This window comes from Stenotrophomonas sp. GQ19 (assembly GCF_059758695.1).
Window position 1 is genome coordinate 129,984 of record NZ_JCAXES010000005.1, and the last position, 14,914, is coordinate 144,897.

Genomic DNA, 14,914 nt, shown 5'->3' on the forward strand with positions numbered 1-14,914 from the left:
AAACCCCGCAGCACGTCGGGCCGGAACGCCGGCCCGATCCTCAGCCAGCGGCCGCCGTGGCGTGGCGGGCACGCAGCGTGCGGGTCAGGGCCCACACCAGCAGCACCACCCCGACCGCATTGAGCAGGCCCAGCACGAAGTGGCCCACGCCCAGCCACATCGACAGGCTGCGGATCGACTCGTAGTTGCCCTGCTGCACCATCCACATCGGCACCAGGTTCAACACCAGCCCGGCCACGGTCGCCACGGCCAGCAGGATCAGCGACCACAACGCCACGTCACGCACGGCCGTGCGCGGGGTGTCGATGACCCAGACCACCGAGACGGCCAGGGCAATCAGGATCGGCAGGCGCGTGGCGGTCATGCCCAGCACGGAAATCAGCAGCTCCATGTTCATCGGCTCAGTCCTCGCCGGCCAACGCGTGCTCGGCGCGCAGCTCGGTGTACACCGGGTCGGTCTGCGGGCGCACTGCATGCCACTGCAGGAAGCTCTCGGCGGCCTGCTCGACCAGCATGCCCAGCCCGTCGACGACGTTGCGGCAGCCGGCCGACCGCGCCCACGCGGTGAAGCCGATGGCGGCCTCGCCGTAGTTGAGGTCCACCGCGGTGGTCATGCTGTTGACCAGCCCCAGCGGCAGGGTGAATTCATTGGCGCGGTCGCGCCCGGCCGAGGTGGCGTTGATGATCAGTTCGAAGTCGCCCAGCTCGCGGATGTCTTCCCAGTAGCGGGTGATGGCGCGGCCGGGTTCGCCCATGGCGTCGATCAGCGCATCGGCGCGCTCGGGGGTGCGGTTGACCACCACCAGTTCCAGGATGCCGGCATCCAGCAGCGCCGGGGCGACGCTGCGCGCCGATCCGCCCGCGCCGATCAGCAGGGTGCGGCGGCCACGCAGGTCCAGGCCGTGGCGGTCGGTGAGGTCGCGCACCAGGCCGATGCCATCGGTGGTGTCGCCGTGCCAGCGGTCGCCCTTGCGCAGCAGGGTGTTGACCGCGCCGGCGCGGCGCGCGCGCGAGGTCAGCGTGGTGCACAGCGCGAACGCTGCTTCCTTGTGCGGGGCGGTGATGTTGGCGCCCACGCCGCCTTCGGCCGCGAAGGCCTCCAGTGCGGCGGCGAACGCGTCCGGGCTGGCCTCGATGGCGCGGTAGTCCAGCGCGATGCCTTCCTGGCGGCCGAACGCGGCGTGGATGCGCGGCGACTGCGAGTGGGCGATGGGCTGGCCAAATACGGCGTAACGATCGGCGGTCATGGGTGTGTCTGCTCCGGGCCTAGAATGGAACGCAAACCCCCAACGGAAGCGGCTATGCGCACTCCATTGTCACTGCTCGCGCTGTGCGCCAGTTTACTCTCCACGCCGCAGGCGATGGCGCTTTCCGAATTCGGCATCGAGGGCATGGGCGTGGTGTCGACCAAGGCCAACGAGGCCCAGGCCACGATAGCCCCGGACGGCCAGCGCATCGTGTGGGCCTCCGACCGCGCCGGCGGCTGGGACCTGTGGCAGGCGGTACTGCGCGATGGACGCTGGCAGGACCCGACGCCGCTGGCGTTGAACACCGGCAGCGATGAAACCGACCCCTACTTCAGCCACGACGGGCGCTGGCTGTACTTCGCCTCCAACCGCGGTGGCGGGCGCGGCGGGTTCGACCTGTACAGCGTGGCGGTGCGTGGCGACGGCAGCTTCGGGCCGGTGATGGCGCTGCCGGTGACGATCAACACCGCCGCCGACGAGCGCCGCCCGGCCCTGCGCCCGGATGGCCAGGCGCTGCTGTTCGCGCGCAATGGCACCGGCACCCACGGCGGCTTCGACCTGTATCGGGCTGCCGTGCAGGACAAGGGCTTCGGCGCGGTGGCCGCGCTGCCGGCCCCGCTCAACAGCGCCGCCGACGAACTGGGGGGCGCGTGGCTGGGCAACGACGGCGCACTGGCCCTCACCCGGGTCAGCGGCGGGCACGCGCAGGTGTGGGTGGTGGGCTGCGACTACCGCCAACCGGCTACGCCGCTGGTGCTGTCGTTCAACACGGCCGATGGCCAGACCGGCGCACCGGTGGTGGATGCCGCCAAGCCGGGCGAGCTGGTGCTGGCCGGCATGGCCCGCGCACCGCGTGCCGGCGGGCTGGACCTGTACCGGATGAAGGCACCGGCCGCACCGGGCGGTGCGTGCCGCTGAGGAGAATCGATGCGGTCAGCGCGACGCCAGCAACGCGGCGCGCTGCCGTTCGTACTCCGCTTCGCTGATGTCGCCGTGGTCCTTGCGCTGGTTCAACGCGGCCAGCTGCGCCTGCAGTTCGGGCGACAGCTGCGCCTCACGCGCCACCCGGGCGGCGGCGGACGGCTGTTCCGGCGGGCGCTTGGCCGCGCGCAGCACGCCGCGGATGACCAGCCCGATCACCGCCGCGAACACCACCACCCCGGTGCCCCAGGTCACCCATTGGACCCATCCCATCGTCTGCATCGTCATCGTCCTGTCGGCGTAGTGGCGCGTATTGTCAGCGTTCGCGCAGCCAACGCGCCACCTGCGGGGCGAAATAGGTCAGCACGCCATCGGCACCGGCGCGCTTGAACCCGATCAGCGACTCCAGCACGCAGGCGCGCTCGTCCAGCCAGCCGTTGGCGAAGGCGGCCTTCATCATCGCGTACTCGCCACTGACCTGGTAGGCGAAGGTCGGCACGCCGAACTGCTGCTTCACCCGGCGCACCAGGTCCAGGTACGGCATGCCCGGCTTGACCATCACCATGTCCGCGCCCTCTTCCAGGTCCAGTGCGATTTCGCGCATGGCCTCGTCGCCGTTGGCCGGGTCCATCTGGTAGGTCTTCTTGTCGGCCTTGCCCAGGCTGGCCGAGCTGCCCACCGCGTCGCGGAACGGGCCGTAGAAGGCCGAGGCGTACTTGGCCGAGTAGGCCATGATGCGCACGTTGACGTGGTCATCGGCATCCAGCGCGCGGCGGATGGCGCCGATGCGGCCGTCCATCATGTCCGACGGCGAAATGATGTCCACGCCGGCGGCGGCGTGCGACAGCGACTGCTTCACCAGTGCGGCCACGGTGATGTCGTTGAGCACGTAGCCCTTGTCGTCGATGATGCCGTCCTGGCCGTGGGTGGTGTACGGGTCCAGGGCCACGTCGGTCATCACCCCCAGCTCGGGGAAGCGCGACTTCAGCGCGCGGATGGCGCGCTGCGCCAGGCCGTTTTCATCCCACGCGGCGGCCGCGTCCAGCGACTTGCCGGCCGGGTCGATCACCGGGAACAGGTCGATCACCGGGATACCCAGCTCCAGTGCCTCTTCGGCCACCTTGAGCAGCTCGTCGATGGACAGGCGCTCCACGCCCGGCATCGATGCCACCGGCGCGCGGCCTTCCCGCTCATGCACGAACACCGGGTAGATCAGGTCGTCGGTGGTGAGCGTGTTCTCGCGCATCAGGCGGCGCGAGAACTCGTCGTGGCGCATGCGGCGGGGGCGATAGTCGGGGTGGGCCATGGGGATGCTCCGTAACGGTATGCAGGGGGCGCGGCAGGATTACTGCAGCAGGTAACGATGCGGTTGCAGCGGCGCGGGCAGCGGGTCCACGCCAAGGCTGTCGAGCAGGTCGATTTCGATGGTGCGCACCAGCGCGTCCAGCGGCAGGTCGTTGGGCTCCAGCCCGAACGGCTCTTCCATCTCTTCGCCCAGCTGGTCCAGCCCGAAGAAGGCGTAGGCCAGCACCGCCGACACCACCGGGGTGGCCCAGCCCAGCGAACTGGCCAGGCCGAACGGCAGCAGCACGCAGAACATCCACGCGCAACGGTGCAGCAGCAGGGTGTAGGCGAACGGCAGCGGGGTGGACAGGATCCGCTCGCAGCCGGCTTGGATGCTGGACATCGCGTGCAGGCGCGTTTCGAACTGGGCGTACAGGATCGGGTCGAGGCGGCCGGCACGCAGCGGTTCGGCCAGATCGGCGGCGATCATCGCCAGCAGCTGGTCGGGTGCGTTGAGGCGCGCGCCGAAGCGGGCGTGGTCGTGCTCGGCCACCCAGGGCAGTGCGGCCAGCGCGGCGTCACCGCCGCGCAGCTTGGCCGCCAGCGCATGGGCAAACCCGATCCCGAGCCGGCAGATCCGGTCGCGGCGCGGCGCGTCGTCTGCCAGCAAAGCGCTGCACAGCCGCGCCAGGCTGCGCGATTCGTAGACCAGCTGGCCCCACAACTTGCGGCCTTCCCACCAGCGCTCGAAGCAGGCGTTGTTGCGGAAGCTCAGAAAGATCGACAGGACCAGGCCGAGCAGGGTGAACGGCGCCACCGAGACGCGTTCGATGCCCGGCGGGTGCCAGACCTCGGCGAAGGCGGCCACGGCAATGGCCAGCACCAGGATCGCCAGCACCTTGGGCGCCACCGCCGGAACGATGGAGCCGCGCAGGATGTACAGCAATTGCCAGCCGTGGGGGCGGGGACGAATGATCATCGAAAGCGGACATGGCGCCTGGGAAGGCGTGGGCCAGTGGCGCAAACGCCCCGGCAGCGGCTGATTGTACGCCCCTGCACGCGGGCGCCTGCCCGCTGCGACCGATGGTCGCAGCCCGGGCCGCAGCCGCCGGGTCGGCTCAGATGATGCCGCCGCCCAGGCCCAGCCGGACGATGCCCACCACCACCACGATGCCGTTCAGCACCAGCCCGGCCCAGGCCCGGCCGCGCTTGCTGGGGTGGGTGAACAGGATGCCCAGCGCGGCGATGACCGCACCGACCGCCGCGAACGGAATCAGGAACCAGTTGCCCCAGCCCAGCAGCGGGATCAGGGCCAGCACCATCCACAGCAGGGCCAGAATGCCCCACAACAGACTGATCAATCCCATGCCAGGCTCCTTGAATGACGGTGGCGCCACCATAGCCCAGATCCGGGCCGTCGGCGCCGAACCTGACGCGTTCATCGGCGCATCTGTGCCGGCCATCGCAGCAGTGCCATGACGATCACCCGCAGGGTGCTAGCGTGGCAGTCAGAACGTTGGCACCGATTCAGTTGCCAGCGCCGATGATCGCGCCACGGACCACCGGTCCCTACCGAACAGGGGTGATGCATGAACATCCGATCGATTGCCGTACTCGGCGTACTGCTGGCCGTGGCCGGTTGCGCCAGCACGTCCAAAGTGATGCTGGGCCAGGCGCGTGCGCCGGTGGACCCGGCCAGCGTGCAGATCTATTCGACCCCGCCGGCCGGCTCGGTGGAAATCGCCCAGCTGGAATCGTCCAGCGCGGTTGGTTTCGGCACCCAGGGCCAGACCGATGCGGCGGTGATGCGGCTCAAGCGTGAAGCGGCCGCCCTGGGCGCCAACGGCGTGATCCTGATGGGCGTAGGCTCCAGCGGCTCGCCGGTGGGCATGTCGGTGGGCGGCGGCAGCTACGGCTCGCATGTGGGCGGCGGTGTCGGCATCGGCATTCCGACCACGCAGAAGCGCGCGGCCGGCGTGGCGATCTGGGTACCGAACCCGGCCGCACCCACGGCACCGGCGCGCCTGCCGACGCAGACGATCACGCCGACCCGGTAACCGGTAGGCCACGACCGTTGGTCGTGGCGGCCCCGCAACGGCGCACCGACCAACGGTCGGTGCCCACCGGCATTTGCCAGGTCAGCGTTTTGCAGGTGCCTTGTACTTCGGCACGAACACCTCGTTGACCGCCTGCGCCAGCTGGTCCGGCGGCAGCAGGCCCTGGTCGAGCAGGAAGTTGTTGAAGGCCAGACGGTCGAAACGCTTGCCCAGCGCCAGTTCGGTCTGCATGCGCAGTTCCAGGATCCGGGTATAGCCGTAGAAGTAGCTGCCGGCCTGGCCGGGCATGCGCACCATGTAGCGGTCCAGTTCCTGGGTGGCCATCGCCTTGGACAGGCCGACCTCGTCGATCAGCACGCGCTCGGCGTTGGCACGGTCGATCAGGCCCAGGTTGAGCATCGGGTCGAGCATGGCGCGCGCGGCCCGCAGCAGGCGGAACTGCAGCGCGATCAGCTGCCCGTCCAGCGGCTCGTACGGCACCATCTCGGCTTCGGCATACAGCGCCCAACCTTCGACGTTGACCGAGTTGAAGGCGAACATGGTGCGCGCCAGCGAGATGCCGCGTTCGACCATCGCGGTGAACTGCAACTCGTGGCCCGGGCGGCCTTCATGCGCGCTCAGCGTCCAGGCCGCCGAACCGAAGTTGAAGTCGTCGTACTGCGCGGCCTTGTCGCCCGCCGCCGGGTTGCCCAGCGGCAGCACGAAGGTGCCCTGCTGGCCGGTGTTGCCCACCAGCGGCGCCGGCAGGAAGTGCGGGGCCGGCGAGGCCGCGCTTTCGGCGGCCGAGCCCAGGCGCATCTGCATCGGGCGCTGCGGCACGTCGACGATTTTTTCGCGGCGGATGATCGGGTCGATCGCATCGATCACGCCGCGGTAGTGGTGCTCCAGCTGGTCGTCGGCGATCTTGTCGCCCTTCAGCGCGCGCACCACCGCCACCGGATCGGTGGGGTCGGTCACCTTCAGGCCCTTGGCCTGCACCACCAGTGGCGACAGCTGGCGCATCGCCGAGCGGGTTTCCATGAATTCCAGCTGCGCACGCTGCATCAGCACCGCCGGGGCGATGTCGATGCCCACGCGCTTGAGCTGGTAGGCATACAGCGGCTCGGGCAGGCGCGCGTCGGTACGGGCCTTGGGCAGCACGTCCTTGCGGGTCCAGTCGCGGTACTCGCGCAGCTGGGTGGCAAGCGTCTTCAGCGTCTCGTCGGCGCCGGCCACCTTGTACTTGCCGAACAGCTGTTCGATGCCGGTGATGTAGGTGTCCACGTTGGCCAGCGACTGCTCGACCTCGATCTTTGTCGGTTGCAGCAGACCCTTGTCGGCCAGGCGCTCTTCATAGCGCTGGCGCGACAGCGTGGTCACCGGCTGGGTGCCGGGGGCCAGGCCGGCGTAGGCCTTCAGGCGATCGAGCGCCTTGGCGCGACGCTCGGCCGATACCTGGTCGGAGAGCAGCATGTTGATACCGCTGAACACCGTCTGCGGCGTGTCGGTCCACGGCAGCAGGTACTTCTCGTTGAGCTCGCTGCCTTCGATGTTCTGGCTGGCCGCGGCGATCATGATCGCCAGGTCCTGGCGCACGTTCGGGTCGCGCTCGGTGGCCAGCTTGGCCTGCAGTTCGCTGCGTGCCTTGGCCATGGCCGCACGGTAGCGGGCGCCGTTGTCCGGGCCGAAATCGGCGACCTTGTCGTCGTAGCCGGGCACGCCGAAGAAGCCGGTTTCCTCCGGCTGGAACGGGCCCTGCGCATCCAGCAGGATCTGCGCCAGCTGGTTGCTGCGGGTGACCCAGGCCGGGCTGGACGGCGCCTTGGCGGCGGCAGCCTTGGCGGCCAGGGCCGGGGGTGCGCTCAGCGCAGCGGGAACGGAAAGGGCCAACGCAACGGCAAGGACAAGCGGCTTCATGCACGACTCCCGGGAACGGATGCCTGCGACCCTACCCGGTCAGGACGGTACCGACAATCGGCCAAGGGTCATGGTGGGCGCACCGCCGGGCGCCTGTGCCCGACCTGCTGCGGCCGACGCCGCAGCAGGCGCTGCACTCACAGCATCGCCGTGAGGGGGCAGTCGCCGCGCGCGCGGCATTCGCGCAGCGCACATTCCTGCGCAGCCTCGGCGTCGTCCAGTGCGGTCAGGTCGATCGGCTCGGACTGCCCGGCCAGCACGTACAGCATCGGGTAGTCCCATTCCCCCTGCTGGCGCGTGGCCTGCAGGAACATCCGCGCGTGGCCGCGCGGACCATTCAAGTGCACCAGGAACTGGCTGTGGCCACCGCCACCGGGCGCCGAACGCATGCTGCCGGCGGGCAGGAACCCGTCTTCGATGGGCTCACCCAGTACCGCCACCAGTTCCACGCTGCAGCGCGCGCGGCGCATGGCTTCCTGGTAGGGCTCACTGCTGCGGCTCCAGTGCGCCCATTGGGTGACCGCCAGCCACACCACGGCCGCCGCCGCCGCGCTGGCCGACAGTACGGCCAACGGCATGGCCCAGCGCCAGTGTCGGCGCCACCATCCGGTGCCGGCACGGCGCGCCCCGGGAAGCGGGGGTGGCTGGTTCATCGGCGTCCTCCTTGTTATGCCGGTGATGCGGTGTACCGCAAGAGTTACGGTGCCAGGCAGCGCCCCAGGAAGTCCTCGGCCAGGCGGTAGCGGTGCAGCGCGTTGCTGCCCGACAGACCGTGCTTGGCGCCCGGGTAGGTCATCAGTTCGAACGGCTGCCCACGCTTCTGCAACGCACTCATCAGCGCGGTGGAGTTGGTGAACAGCACGTTGTCGTCGGCCATGCCATGGATCAGCAGCAGGCGCGAGCGCAGGCCGTCGATGTGGGTCAGCACGCGTGCCTCTTCATAGCCCTTCGGGTTGTTGCCCGGCAGGTTCATGTAGCGCTCGGTGTAGTGGCTGTCGTACAGGCCCCAATCGGTGACCGGCGCGCCGGCCACGCCGCAGGCGTAGGTGTCCGACGCCTTGGCCAGCAGCATCAGGGTCATGTAGCCGCCGTTGGACCAGCCCTGCACGCCGATGCGCGCCGGGTCCACCCACGGCTGCTGCTTCAGCCAGGCCACGCCGCGCAGCTGGTCGGCCACTTCCACCGTGCCCTGCACGCCGTACAACGCGCCGCCGAAGTCGCGACCGCGACGCGGGGTGCCGCGGTTGTCCAGCGAGAACACCACGTAGCCCTGCTGGGCCAGGTACTGGTTGAACAGGTGGTCGCCGCGGCCGGGCCAGCTGTTGGTGACGGTCTGGCTGGCAGGCCCGCCGTACACGTACACCGCCACCGGATAGCGCTTGGCCGGGTCGAAACCGGCCGGCTTGATCAGGCTGTAGTGCAGTTCGGTGCGGTTGTCGGCGGCCTTCAGGGTGCCGAACTCGACCGGGCGCTGGGCCTCCAGGTAACGCGCATACGGGTGCTGCGGATCGGCCAGGTTGTTCTCCACCAGCGTGGCGATCTTCGTGCCATCGGCGCGGTGCAGCGAAATCTGCGGCGGGGTGGTGGTGTTGGACCAGCTGTCCACGTACACGCTGGCATTGCGCGCGAAGCTGGCGCTGTGCATGCCCGGCGCCTGGGACAGGCGCTGCGGCGTGCCACCCTGCAGCGACACCGCATAGATCTGGCTCTCGCGCGGCGACTCGACACCGGCCCGGAAGTAGACCTTGCCGGCCGCTTCGTCCACCGCCAGCAGTTCGTCCACCGGCCAGTTGCCGGCGGTCAGCGCGGTAACGGTCTTGCCGTCATCGGAGATGCGGTAGAGATGCTCGAAACCGCTGCGCTCGGACGACCACACAAAGCCGCCCTGGGTGAGGAAACGCAGGCTGTTGTGCAGCGGCACCCAGGTCGTGGAGGTTTCGGTGACCAGCGTGTGCTGCTTGCCGCTGGCCAGGTCGACCTGGACCAGCGCCAGGTGCTTCTGATCGCGCGACTGGCGCTGGAAGGTCAGCCGTTGCGGATCGCGCCAGTCCACGCGCGCCAGATAGATGTCCGGGTCGGCCCCCAGGTTGACCCAGCGCGGTGCGGCATCGGCCTTGGGGGCAATCACGGCCAGCGTCACGGTGACGTTGTGGTCGCCGGCAGCGGGGTAGCGCTGTTCGATCATTTCGGTACGGTCGGCGTACATTTCGTAGCGCTTCTGCACCGGCACCGGGCTTTCGTCGATACGCGCAAACGCGATCGCCGAGTCGTCCGGGGCCCACCAGTAACCGGTGTGGCGGTCCATCTCTTCGTCGGCGACGAATTCGGCCACGCCGTTGCCGATGGTGTCGCTGCCATCGCGGGTCAGCTGGATCTGGCGGCCGCTGGCCAGGTCGATGACCCACAGGTTGCGCGCGCGCACGAAGCTGACAAAGCCGCCCTTCGGCGACAGCTTGGCGTCGGTGGCAAAGCCCTCCCCGTGGGTGAGCTGGCGCACCGCGGCCGTGCCTTGCTTGGACAGGTCATACAGGTACAGCTCGCCGCCCAGCGGGAACAGCAGGGTGTGGGCGTCGGGCGACCATTGGTAATCGACAATGCCGGTCATCGCGGCGATGCGCTGGCGCTCGCGGCGTGCCTTTTCTTCATCGCTGAGGGTTTCGGTGCCGGGCAGCACCACCTTGGAGTCCACCAGCAGCCGGGTCTGGCCGCTGGCGATATCGAAGCTCCACAGGTCCAGCTGGTTGCGGTCTTCCTGCTTGCCGCGCAGGAAACTCACCTGCGAGCCATTCGGGGCCACCTTGGGTTTCATCAGGGTCGGACCGGACAACGGCAGCGGACCGGTGATGGCCTCCAGGGTGAGTTTTTCAGCGTGGGCCATGGTGGTCGAAGCGAGCATGAGGGCGAGCGAGGCAAACAGGTGGCGCATGAAGGGTTCCGGCAAGCGACAGGTCCGCCCGTTGCCAAGGAAGGCATGGGGCGGTCAGCCCCCATCCTAACCAAGGCAGTGCGGGAAGGCAGCATGACCTTCTACCCGGGCGCGGCCGGAGCCCGGCGGCCTGGGCTCTGGCGGCAGGGCGCAGCCGGGCAGAGCCCGGCGCTACGGACCGAACCGCGCCCCCACGTAGAGCGGGGCTCTGCCCCGCTGCCCTGGGCTCGGCGGCAAGGCGCAGCCGGGCAGAGCCCGGCGCTACGGATGGGGACGCGCCCCTGCGTAGAGCGGGGCTCTGCCCCGCTGCCTTGGGCTCCGGCGGCAGGGCACAGCCGGGCAGAGCCCGGCGCTACCGGATTTGTCAGCGCTGGCCGAACAGGTGTTTGCGCTCGGCGTCGCTGAGCGGCTTGCCGGCATCGGGGTTCACCTGCTGGCGCAGCGCATAGGCGCGCTGGGTGGCCGGGCGTGCGGCAATCGCCTCATGCCAACGCTTGAGGTGCGGGAAGGCGGCAAAGTCCACGGGCAGCTTGTCGTATGCGCCAATCCACGGGTAGCTGGCCATGTCGGCAATGCTGTACGCCTCGCCCCCCAGGTACGCACTGTTGGCCAGGCGCTTGTCCATCACCCCGTGCAGGCGGCGCACTTCATTGTTGTAGCGCTCGATGGCATAGGGAATCTGCTCGGGCGCGTACACATTGAAGTGGCCCATCTGCCCGCTCATCGGGCCCAGCCCGGCCATCTGCCAGAACAGCCACTCCAGCACCGCCACGCGGCCACGGCTGTCGGCCGGCAGGAAGCGACCGGTCTTCTCGGCCAGGTACAGCAGGATCTCACCGGATTCGAACACGCTCTGCGGCGCGCCGCCATCGGCAGGCTGGTGGTCGACCAGCGCGGGCATCTTGTTGTTGGGCGAGATGGCCAGGAATTCCGGCTTGAACTGGTCGCCGGCGCCGATGTTGACCGGCTTGATCTGGTACGGCAGGCCCAGCTCTTCCAGCAGCAGCGTGACTTTGTGGCCATTGGGAGTAGGCCAGTAATACAGATCGATCATGGCGACAGCACTCGCGGATGAGGAACACCGAGTCTAGTGCGTCAGTTGGGTGGCAGGGTCACGGCGGACCCGTTACCCTGCCGCGTCTCCCGCAACGCAGCATTCCAGCATGAGCCCCACTCCCCGGCCCATCAGCCCCCTGTCCTCCCTGATCTTCGCCTCGCGCTGGCTCCAGCTGCCGCTGTACCTGGGCCTGATCCTGGCCCAATGCGTCTACGTGTTCCTGTTCGGCAAGGAGCTGTGGCACCTGCTGCACCAGGCCAATGCCATGGGCGAACAGGAAATCATGCTGCTGGTGCTGGGCCTGATCGACGTGGTGATGATCTCCAACCTGCTGGTGATGGTGATCGTGGGCGGCTACGAAACCTTCGTCTCGCGCCTGCGCCTGGAGAACCACCCCGACCAGCCGGAGTGGCTCAGCCACGTCAATGCCAGCGTGCTCAAGGTGAAACTGGCGCTGTCGATCATCGGCATCTCCTCGATCCACCTGCTCAAGACCTTCATCGCCTCCGGCAACCTGGACGGTCTGCCGTTGTGCAGCAGTCCCGATTACATCCTGGCCGTGCAGACCGCGATCAAGACGATTGGCCCGAGCGCCGAAGCCGCGTTCAAGTGCACCACCATGACCTCCACCGGCGTGATGTGGCAGACCATCATCCATTGCGCCTTCATCCTGTCGGCCATCGGCATCGCCTACACCGACAAGCTGATGAGCGGAACGCCCAGCAAGGCGTCGGCGCACTGACACTTGCCGGGCGGCGCCGGCATCGGTCACGATGCCGGCCTGCCCTCGCCGTCCGGCCCCTGGCCGGCCGGGGTGATGCTAGATTGCACACCTGCAGTACCGCCGTGGACGCCGGGAAACGTCCATCGGCCTCGGCCAGCCTGACCGCATCGGGCCTTACGTACCGTCGTATTCAAAGGGGAGTTGGATGTCGCACGTCAACACGATTGCCACGCTGCGCCGGCTGGCGCCGCTGGCCCTTCTGGTCGCTCTGGCTGCCTGTTCAGGCAAGGACGAACCGGCGCCGGCCGCGCCCGCCGCGGCCCCCGCTGCCGCCCCGGTTGCGGCACCTGCCGTGTCGGCCAAGGTGCAGTCGATGGGCACCGAGGAACTGCGCGACCTGGCCAGCAAGGCCCTGCGCGAGAACCGCATGTACGCCCCGGCCGGCGACAACGCCATCGAGTACTACCTGGCGCTGCGCGACAAGACCCCGGATGACGCCTCGGTCAAGAGCGCGCTCACCGACCTGCTGCCCTACACCCTGATCGCCGCCGAACAGAGCCTGGGCCGTGAGGACTTCGCCGAGTCGCAGCGGCTGGTCGCGCTGATCGAGAAGGTGGACGCCACCGCACCGGCCCTGCCGCGCCTGAAGCAGGGCATCAGCGGCGGCATGCAGACCGCCCTCAAGCGCACCCAGGAAGAGACCGACAAGGTCAAGAAGGACGCCGAGAACCGCACCAAGCAGCTGGCCGACCAGCAGCGCCTGGCCCAGCAGCAGGCGGTCGAAGCCGAAGCGGCCCGCACCATTGCCGCCCAGCAGGATGCCGCGCGCCGCGACGGCGAACGCCAGGATGCCGAGCGCCAAGCCAGCGCCCGCCGCGAGGCCGAGCAGCGCCAGCAGACCGCCGCCGCCCAGCAGGCCGCCGCGGCCCGCCAGGCCGCCACCCCGGCGGCAGCGGCACCGAGCCTGCGTCCGGTCAGCACGCCGGCCCCGCGCTACCCGGCCGAAGCACTGCGTTCGGGTACCTCCGGCGAAGTGCTGGTGGAAATCACCGTTGGCACCGACGGCTCGGTCACCAACGCCCGCGTGCTGCGCGCCACGCCGTCGCGCGTGTTCGACCGCGAGGCGCTCAACGCGGTCAAGCGTTGGAAGTTCGAACCGGTGGGCGCACCGGTGACCACCCGACGTACGCTGGCGTTCGCGCCGGGCGGCTGATCGGTTTCAACAGTGACTTGCAGAAAGGCCCGGAGCGATCCGGGCCTTTTTTGTTTTCGGCGGCTTCCTTCCACTGGTGCGCCGGCATCGAACGGGCACGCTGGCGACAGCGCCTGCGGGTACTCCACGCGCCACCGCGATCGCTGGCCGATGAGTCAGTGGCCAGCGCCTGGGCTGCGACACGCACCGTGCGTTCATCGCGGTCTTCCGGCGCGAACGGGGCACCACGCCCATGCGATATGTACGAGGCAAGCGCCCGTGAGTGCGGGCCCGGACCGCAGATCGCACAACCTGATCAAGCGATGAGGGCACGCGTCGGTGAGCGGTCGTCGCCCTTATTCAAATCGTGGGTGCGGACCAACGCCCCCTCCGATGCTCGACAAGAACGTGGCGAAAACAAGTAGAAATCCGGTGGAGATAAGGCATGCGCCATAGAGATTGGCGAGAGCGAAATCCTTGAGCCCGTGCATGAAAAGTAACCCAGCCAGGATCCACGCAACCACTTTCCAGCCTACCCAGCTCGCGTCAAACAACATGGCGCCCTCATGCGCGTTCCACTCCCACTGGCGCTCGCGTACGTGCTGACGAACCGCATGGGCGCGGGCGAACTCGGCCATGAAACGCGGCTCTGGCAACGCAAGCGGATCGTCCACCGAAATGGCGCATTCGAGCTCGATCTTCTGAGGAAACACCGGCGCCGTGCAACTTTTGAAGACCAGCCAACGGCATGCAGTCAACGCGGCGTACAGCGGGAACATCAGCGTGTAGCGCATCGGCAGGAGTGCGGTGCCCATCATCAGACAGACCATCATCCAGTGGTTGCGAAGTGTTGGCAGTGTGGACAGGGTGATGACGCCTTCCGAAGGCGTGGCGAAGGCTTGATCCGGGCCATTCTGCATGTAGCGACAGATGAACTCCCACATCTTGTGAACCTCGGCGTCACCCGTCCAGAAGTGACCCATGGTGAAGGTGTCCATGACCTGCCTGTTTTCGTCAAGCACATGGCAGCGAAGATCACGCAGCTCAGTGTTCTGCCCGCCACATCCCACATGGAAGAACAACGAGGGTGAGTCCCAGGGAACTTCGACTACTCCGCCGGCCCCGTTGTGACGAAAGAAGTAGACCTTCTGCGTCCTCCGATTGAACCGCACGGGATAGTACGCGTACTGGAACATATCCTTACGCAGATTGATCCTCCACAAGCGCACGCAGCAGCCGACGAATACCAGGGACATCAAGGCCACAGCGGCGATGTTCTCGAGGTCAATTTCCGACTCCACAACGAGCGGTCGCCACGGCAGGGAGAGCGAAGCTACCAGAAAGGCGGCGAGCGCACTGATGCCAGCGAGGGGTGCGAACATCCCCTTGATCTTGAACGTGCGATCAACCATCTCCAGGTACGTCGAGTTGAAACGCGTCATCGCAATGGCGTCGTCTGGACTGACCACGCGGCGACATGTGCGCTCCAGTCGATTCTTCAGCTCTGTAGGATAAAGACCTCTATCTATACTGAGCACTGGCTGCCAACCGGTGAACATTGCTACACCTGCTCTCTGTCTGGAATGGGATGCGCCTTGGCGACATGAACG

At 68.1% G+C, this 14,914-nt stretch carries 15 protein-coding genes; 4 read left to right on the top strand and 11 right to left on the bottom strand.

Annotation, left to right across the window (positions count from 1 at the left end; genetic code table 11):
* Positions 1 to 40: 40 nt before the first annotated feature.
* Complete coding sequence (locus AC6CHL_RS11685; RefSeq protein WP_244880159.1) at positions 41 to 397, bottom strand: hypothetical protein; 357 nt, start codon at positions 395 to 397, stop codon at positions 41 to 43.
* A gap of 4 nt (positions 398 to 401) precedes the next feature.
* Positions 402 to 1,247, bottom strand: a complete 846-nt coding sequence (gene aroE / locus AC6CHL_RS11690) for a shikimate dehydrogenase (protein ID WP_038685641.1) — start codon at positions 1,245 to 1,247, stop codon at positions 402 to 404.
* Positions 1,248 to 1,301: 54 nt separating this feature from the next.
* On the opposite strand from aroE, the gene AC6CHL_RS11695 reads away from it, so the two are divergent.
* Positions 1,302 to 2,165, top strand: a complete 864-nt coding sequence (locus AC6CHL_RS11695; RefSeq protein WP_463601922.1) for a TolB family protein — start codon at positions 1,302 to 1,304, stop codon at positions 2,163 to 2,165.
* A gap of 15 nt (positions 2,166 to 2,180) precedes the next feature.
* On the opposite strand, the gene AC6CHL_RS11700 is transcribed toward AC6CHL_RS11695, so the two are convergent.
* The 4 genes from AC6CHL_RS11700 to AC6CHL_RS11715 form a co-directional block, all read right to left on the bottom strand.
* Positions 2,181 to 2,450 carry an SHOCT domain-containing protein gene (locus AC6CHL_RS11700; protein ID WP_038685638.1) on the bottom strand — a complete coding sequence of 90 codons (270 nt, stop codon included), beginning with the start codon at positions 2,448 to 2,450 and terminating at the stop codon, positions 2,181 to 2,183.
* Positions 2,451 to 2,484: 34 nt separating this feature from the next.
* The gene (gene hemB, locus AC6CHL_RS11705) at positions 2,485 to 3,474 is read right to left on the bottom strand and encodes a porphobilinogen synthase (RefSeq protein WP_038685636.1); all 990 of its coding nucleotides are present in this window, start codon (positions 3,472 to 3,474) and stop codon (positions 2,485 to 2,487) included.
* A gap of 39 nt (positions 3,475 to 3,513) precedes the next feature.
* On the bottom strand, positions 3,514 to 4,431 hold the full coding sequence (locus AC6CHL_RS11710) for a bestrophin family protein (RefSeq protein WP_038685634.1): 918 nt from the start codon (positions 4,429 to 4,431) through the stop codon (positions 3,514 to 3,516).
* 139 nt (positions 4,432 to 4,570) lie between these two features.
* The gene (locus AC6CHL_RS11715; protein WP_038685632.1) at positions 4,571 to 4,819 is read right to left on the bottom strand and encodes a hypothetical protein; all 249 of its coding nucleotides are present in this window, start codon (positions 4,817 to 4,819) and stop codon (positions 4,571 to 4,573) included.
* Between the two features lie 222 nt (positions 4,820 to 5,041).
* Between AC6CHL_RS11715 and AC6CHL_RS11720 the strand changes: the two genes are divergently transcribed.
* Entirely contained in the window at positions 5,042 to 5,509 is a 468-nt protein-coding gene (locus tag AC6CHL_RS11720) for a hypothetical protein (RefSeq protein ID WP_038685630.1), read from the top strand.
* Positions 5,510 to 5,590: 81 nt separating this feature from the next.
* Here AC6CHL_RS11720 and AC6CHL_RS11725 read toward each other — a convergent pair whose 3' ends face one another.
* From AC6CHL_RS11725 to AC6CHL_RS11740, 4 genes are all read right to left on the bottom strand, one after another.
* Positions 5,591 to 7,405, bottom strand: coding sequence for a DUF885 domain-containing protein (locus tag AC6CHL_RS11725; protein ID WP_498294456.1), 1,815 nt, complete (start codon positions 7,403 to 7,405; stop codon positions 5,591 to 5,593).
* A gap of 137 nt (positions 7,406 to 7,542) precedes the next feature.
* Positions 7,543 to 7,983, bottom strand: coding sequence for a cytochrome c oxidase assembly factor Coa1 family protein (locus AC6CHL_RS11730; RefSeq protein ID WP_498294457.1), 441 nt, complete (start codon positions 7,981 to 7,983; stop codon positions 7,543 to 7,545).
* Between the two features lie 119 nt (positions 7,984 to 8,102).
* Positions 8,103 to 10,331 carry a S9 family peptidase gene (locus AC6CHL_RS11735; protein WP_498294458.1) on the bottom strand — a complete coding sequence of 743 codons (2,229 nt, stop codon included), beginning with the start codon at positions 10,329 to 10,331 and terminating at the stop codon, positions 8,103 to 8,105.
* Between the two features lie 364 nt (positions 10,332 to 10,695).
* Entirely contained in the window at positions 10,696 to 11,385 is a 690-nt protein-coding gene (locus tag AC6CHL_RS11740) for a glutathione S-transferase N-terminal domain-containing protein (protein WP_038685624.1), read from the bottom strand.
* A 109-nt stretch (positions 11,386 to 11,494) separates the two neighbouring features.
* Between AC6CHL_RS11740 and AC6CHL_RS11745 the strand changes: the two genes are divergently transcribed.
* Both AC6CHL_RS11745 and AC6CHL_RS11750 read left to right on the top strand, forming a co-directional pair.
* Positions 11,495 to 12,130, top strand: a complete 636-nt coding sequence (locus AC6CHL_RS11745; protein WP_038685622.1) for a TIGR00645 family protein — start codon at positions 11,495 to 11,497, stop codon at positions 12,128 to 12,130.
* Between the two features lie 187 nt (positions 12,131 to 12,317).
* Positions 12,318 to 13,325: an energy transducer TonB gene (locus AC6CHL_RS11750; RefSeq protein ID WP_038685620.1), complete on the top strand. Its 1,008-nt coding sequence runs from the start codon at positions 12,318 to 12,320 to the stop codon at positions 13,323 to 13,325.
* 335 nt (positions 13,326 to 13,660) lie between these two features.
* Here the strand turns inward: AC6CHL_RS11750 and AC6CHL_RS11755 are convergent, their stop codons facing one another.
* Positions 13,661 to 14,746: a DUF6708 domain-containing protein gene (locus tag AC6CHL_RS11755; protein ID WP_498294460.1), complete on the bottom strand. Its 1,086-nt coding sequence runs from the start codon at positions 14,744 to 14,746 to the stop codon at positions 13,661 to 13,663.
* Between the last annotated feature and the right edge of the window lie 168 nt (positions 14,747 to 14,914).

Coding starts and splice junctions, on each gene's coding strand:
- AC6CHL_RS11685 (WP_244880159.1), bottom strand. CDS start 397: ATGAACATGGAGCTGCTGATTTCCGTGCTGGGCATGACCGCCACGCGC.
- aroE (WP_038685641.1), bottom strand. CDS start 1,247: ATGACCGCCGATCGTTACGCCGTATTTGGCCAGCCCATCGCCCACTCG.
- AC6CHL_RS11695 (WP_463601922.1), top strand. CDS start 1,302: ATGCGCACTCCATTGTCACTGCTCGCGCTGTGCGCCAGTTTACTCTCC.
- AC6CHL_RS11700 (WP_038685638.1), bottom strand. CDS start 2,450: ATGCAGACGATGGGATGGGTCCAATGGGTGACCTGGGGCACCGGGGTG.
- hemB (WP_038685636.1), bottom strand. CDS start 3,474: ATGGCCCACCCCGACTATCGCCCCCGCCGCATGCGCCACGACGAGTTC.
- AC6CHL_RS11710 (WP_038685634.1), bottom strand. CDS start 4,431: ATGATCATTCGTCCCCGCCCCCACGGCTGGCAATTGCTGTACATCCTG.
- AC6CHL_RS11715 (WP_038685632.1), bottom strand. CDS start 4,819: ATGGGATTGATCAGTCTGTTGTGGGGCATTCTGGCCCTGCTGTGGATG.
- AC6CHL_RS11720 (WP_038685630.1), top strand. CDS start 5,042: ATGAACATCCGATCGATTGCCGTACTCGGCGTACTGCTGGCCGTGGCC.
- AC6CHL_RS11725 (WP_498294456.1), bottom strand. CDS start 7,405: ATGAAGCCGCTTGTCCTTGCCGTTGCGTTGGCCCTTTCCGTTCCCGCT.
- AC6CHL_RS11730 (WP_498294457.1), bottom strand. CDS start 7,983: ATGCCGTTGGCCGTACTGTCGGCCAGCGCGGCGGCGGCGGCCGTGGTG.
- AC6CHL_RS11735 (WP_498294458.1), bottom strand. CDS start 10,331: ATGCGCCACCTGTTTGCCTCGCTCGCCCTCATGCTCGCTTCGACCACC.
- AC6CHL_RS11740 (WP_038685624.1), bottom strand. CDS start 11,385: ATGATCGATCTGTATTACTGGCCTACTCCCAATGGCCACAAAGTCACG.
- AC6CHL_RS11745 (WP_038685622.1), top strand. CDS start 11,495: ATGAGCCCCACTCCCCGGCCCATCAGCCCCCTGTCCTCCCTGATCTTC.
- AC6CHL_RS11750 (WP_038685620.1), top strand. CDS start 12,318: ATGTCGCACGTCAACACGATTGCCACGCTGCGCCGGCTGGCGCCGCTG.
- AC6CHL_RS11755 (WP_498294460.1), bottom strand. CDS start 14,746: ATGACGCGTTTCAACTCGACGTACCTGGAGATGGTTGATCGCACGTTC.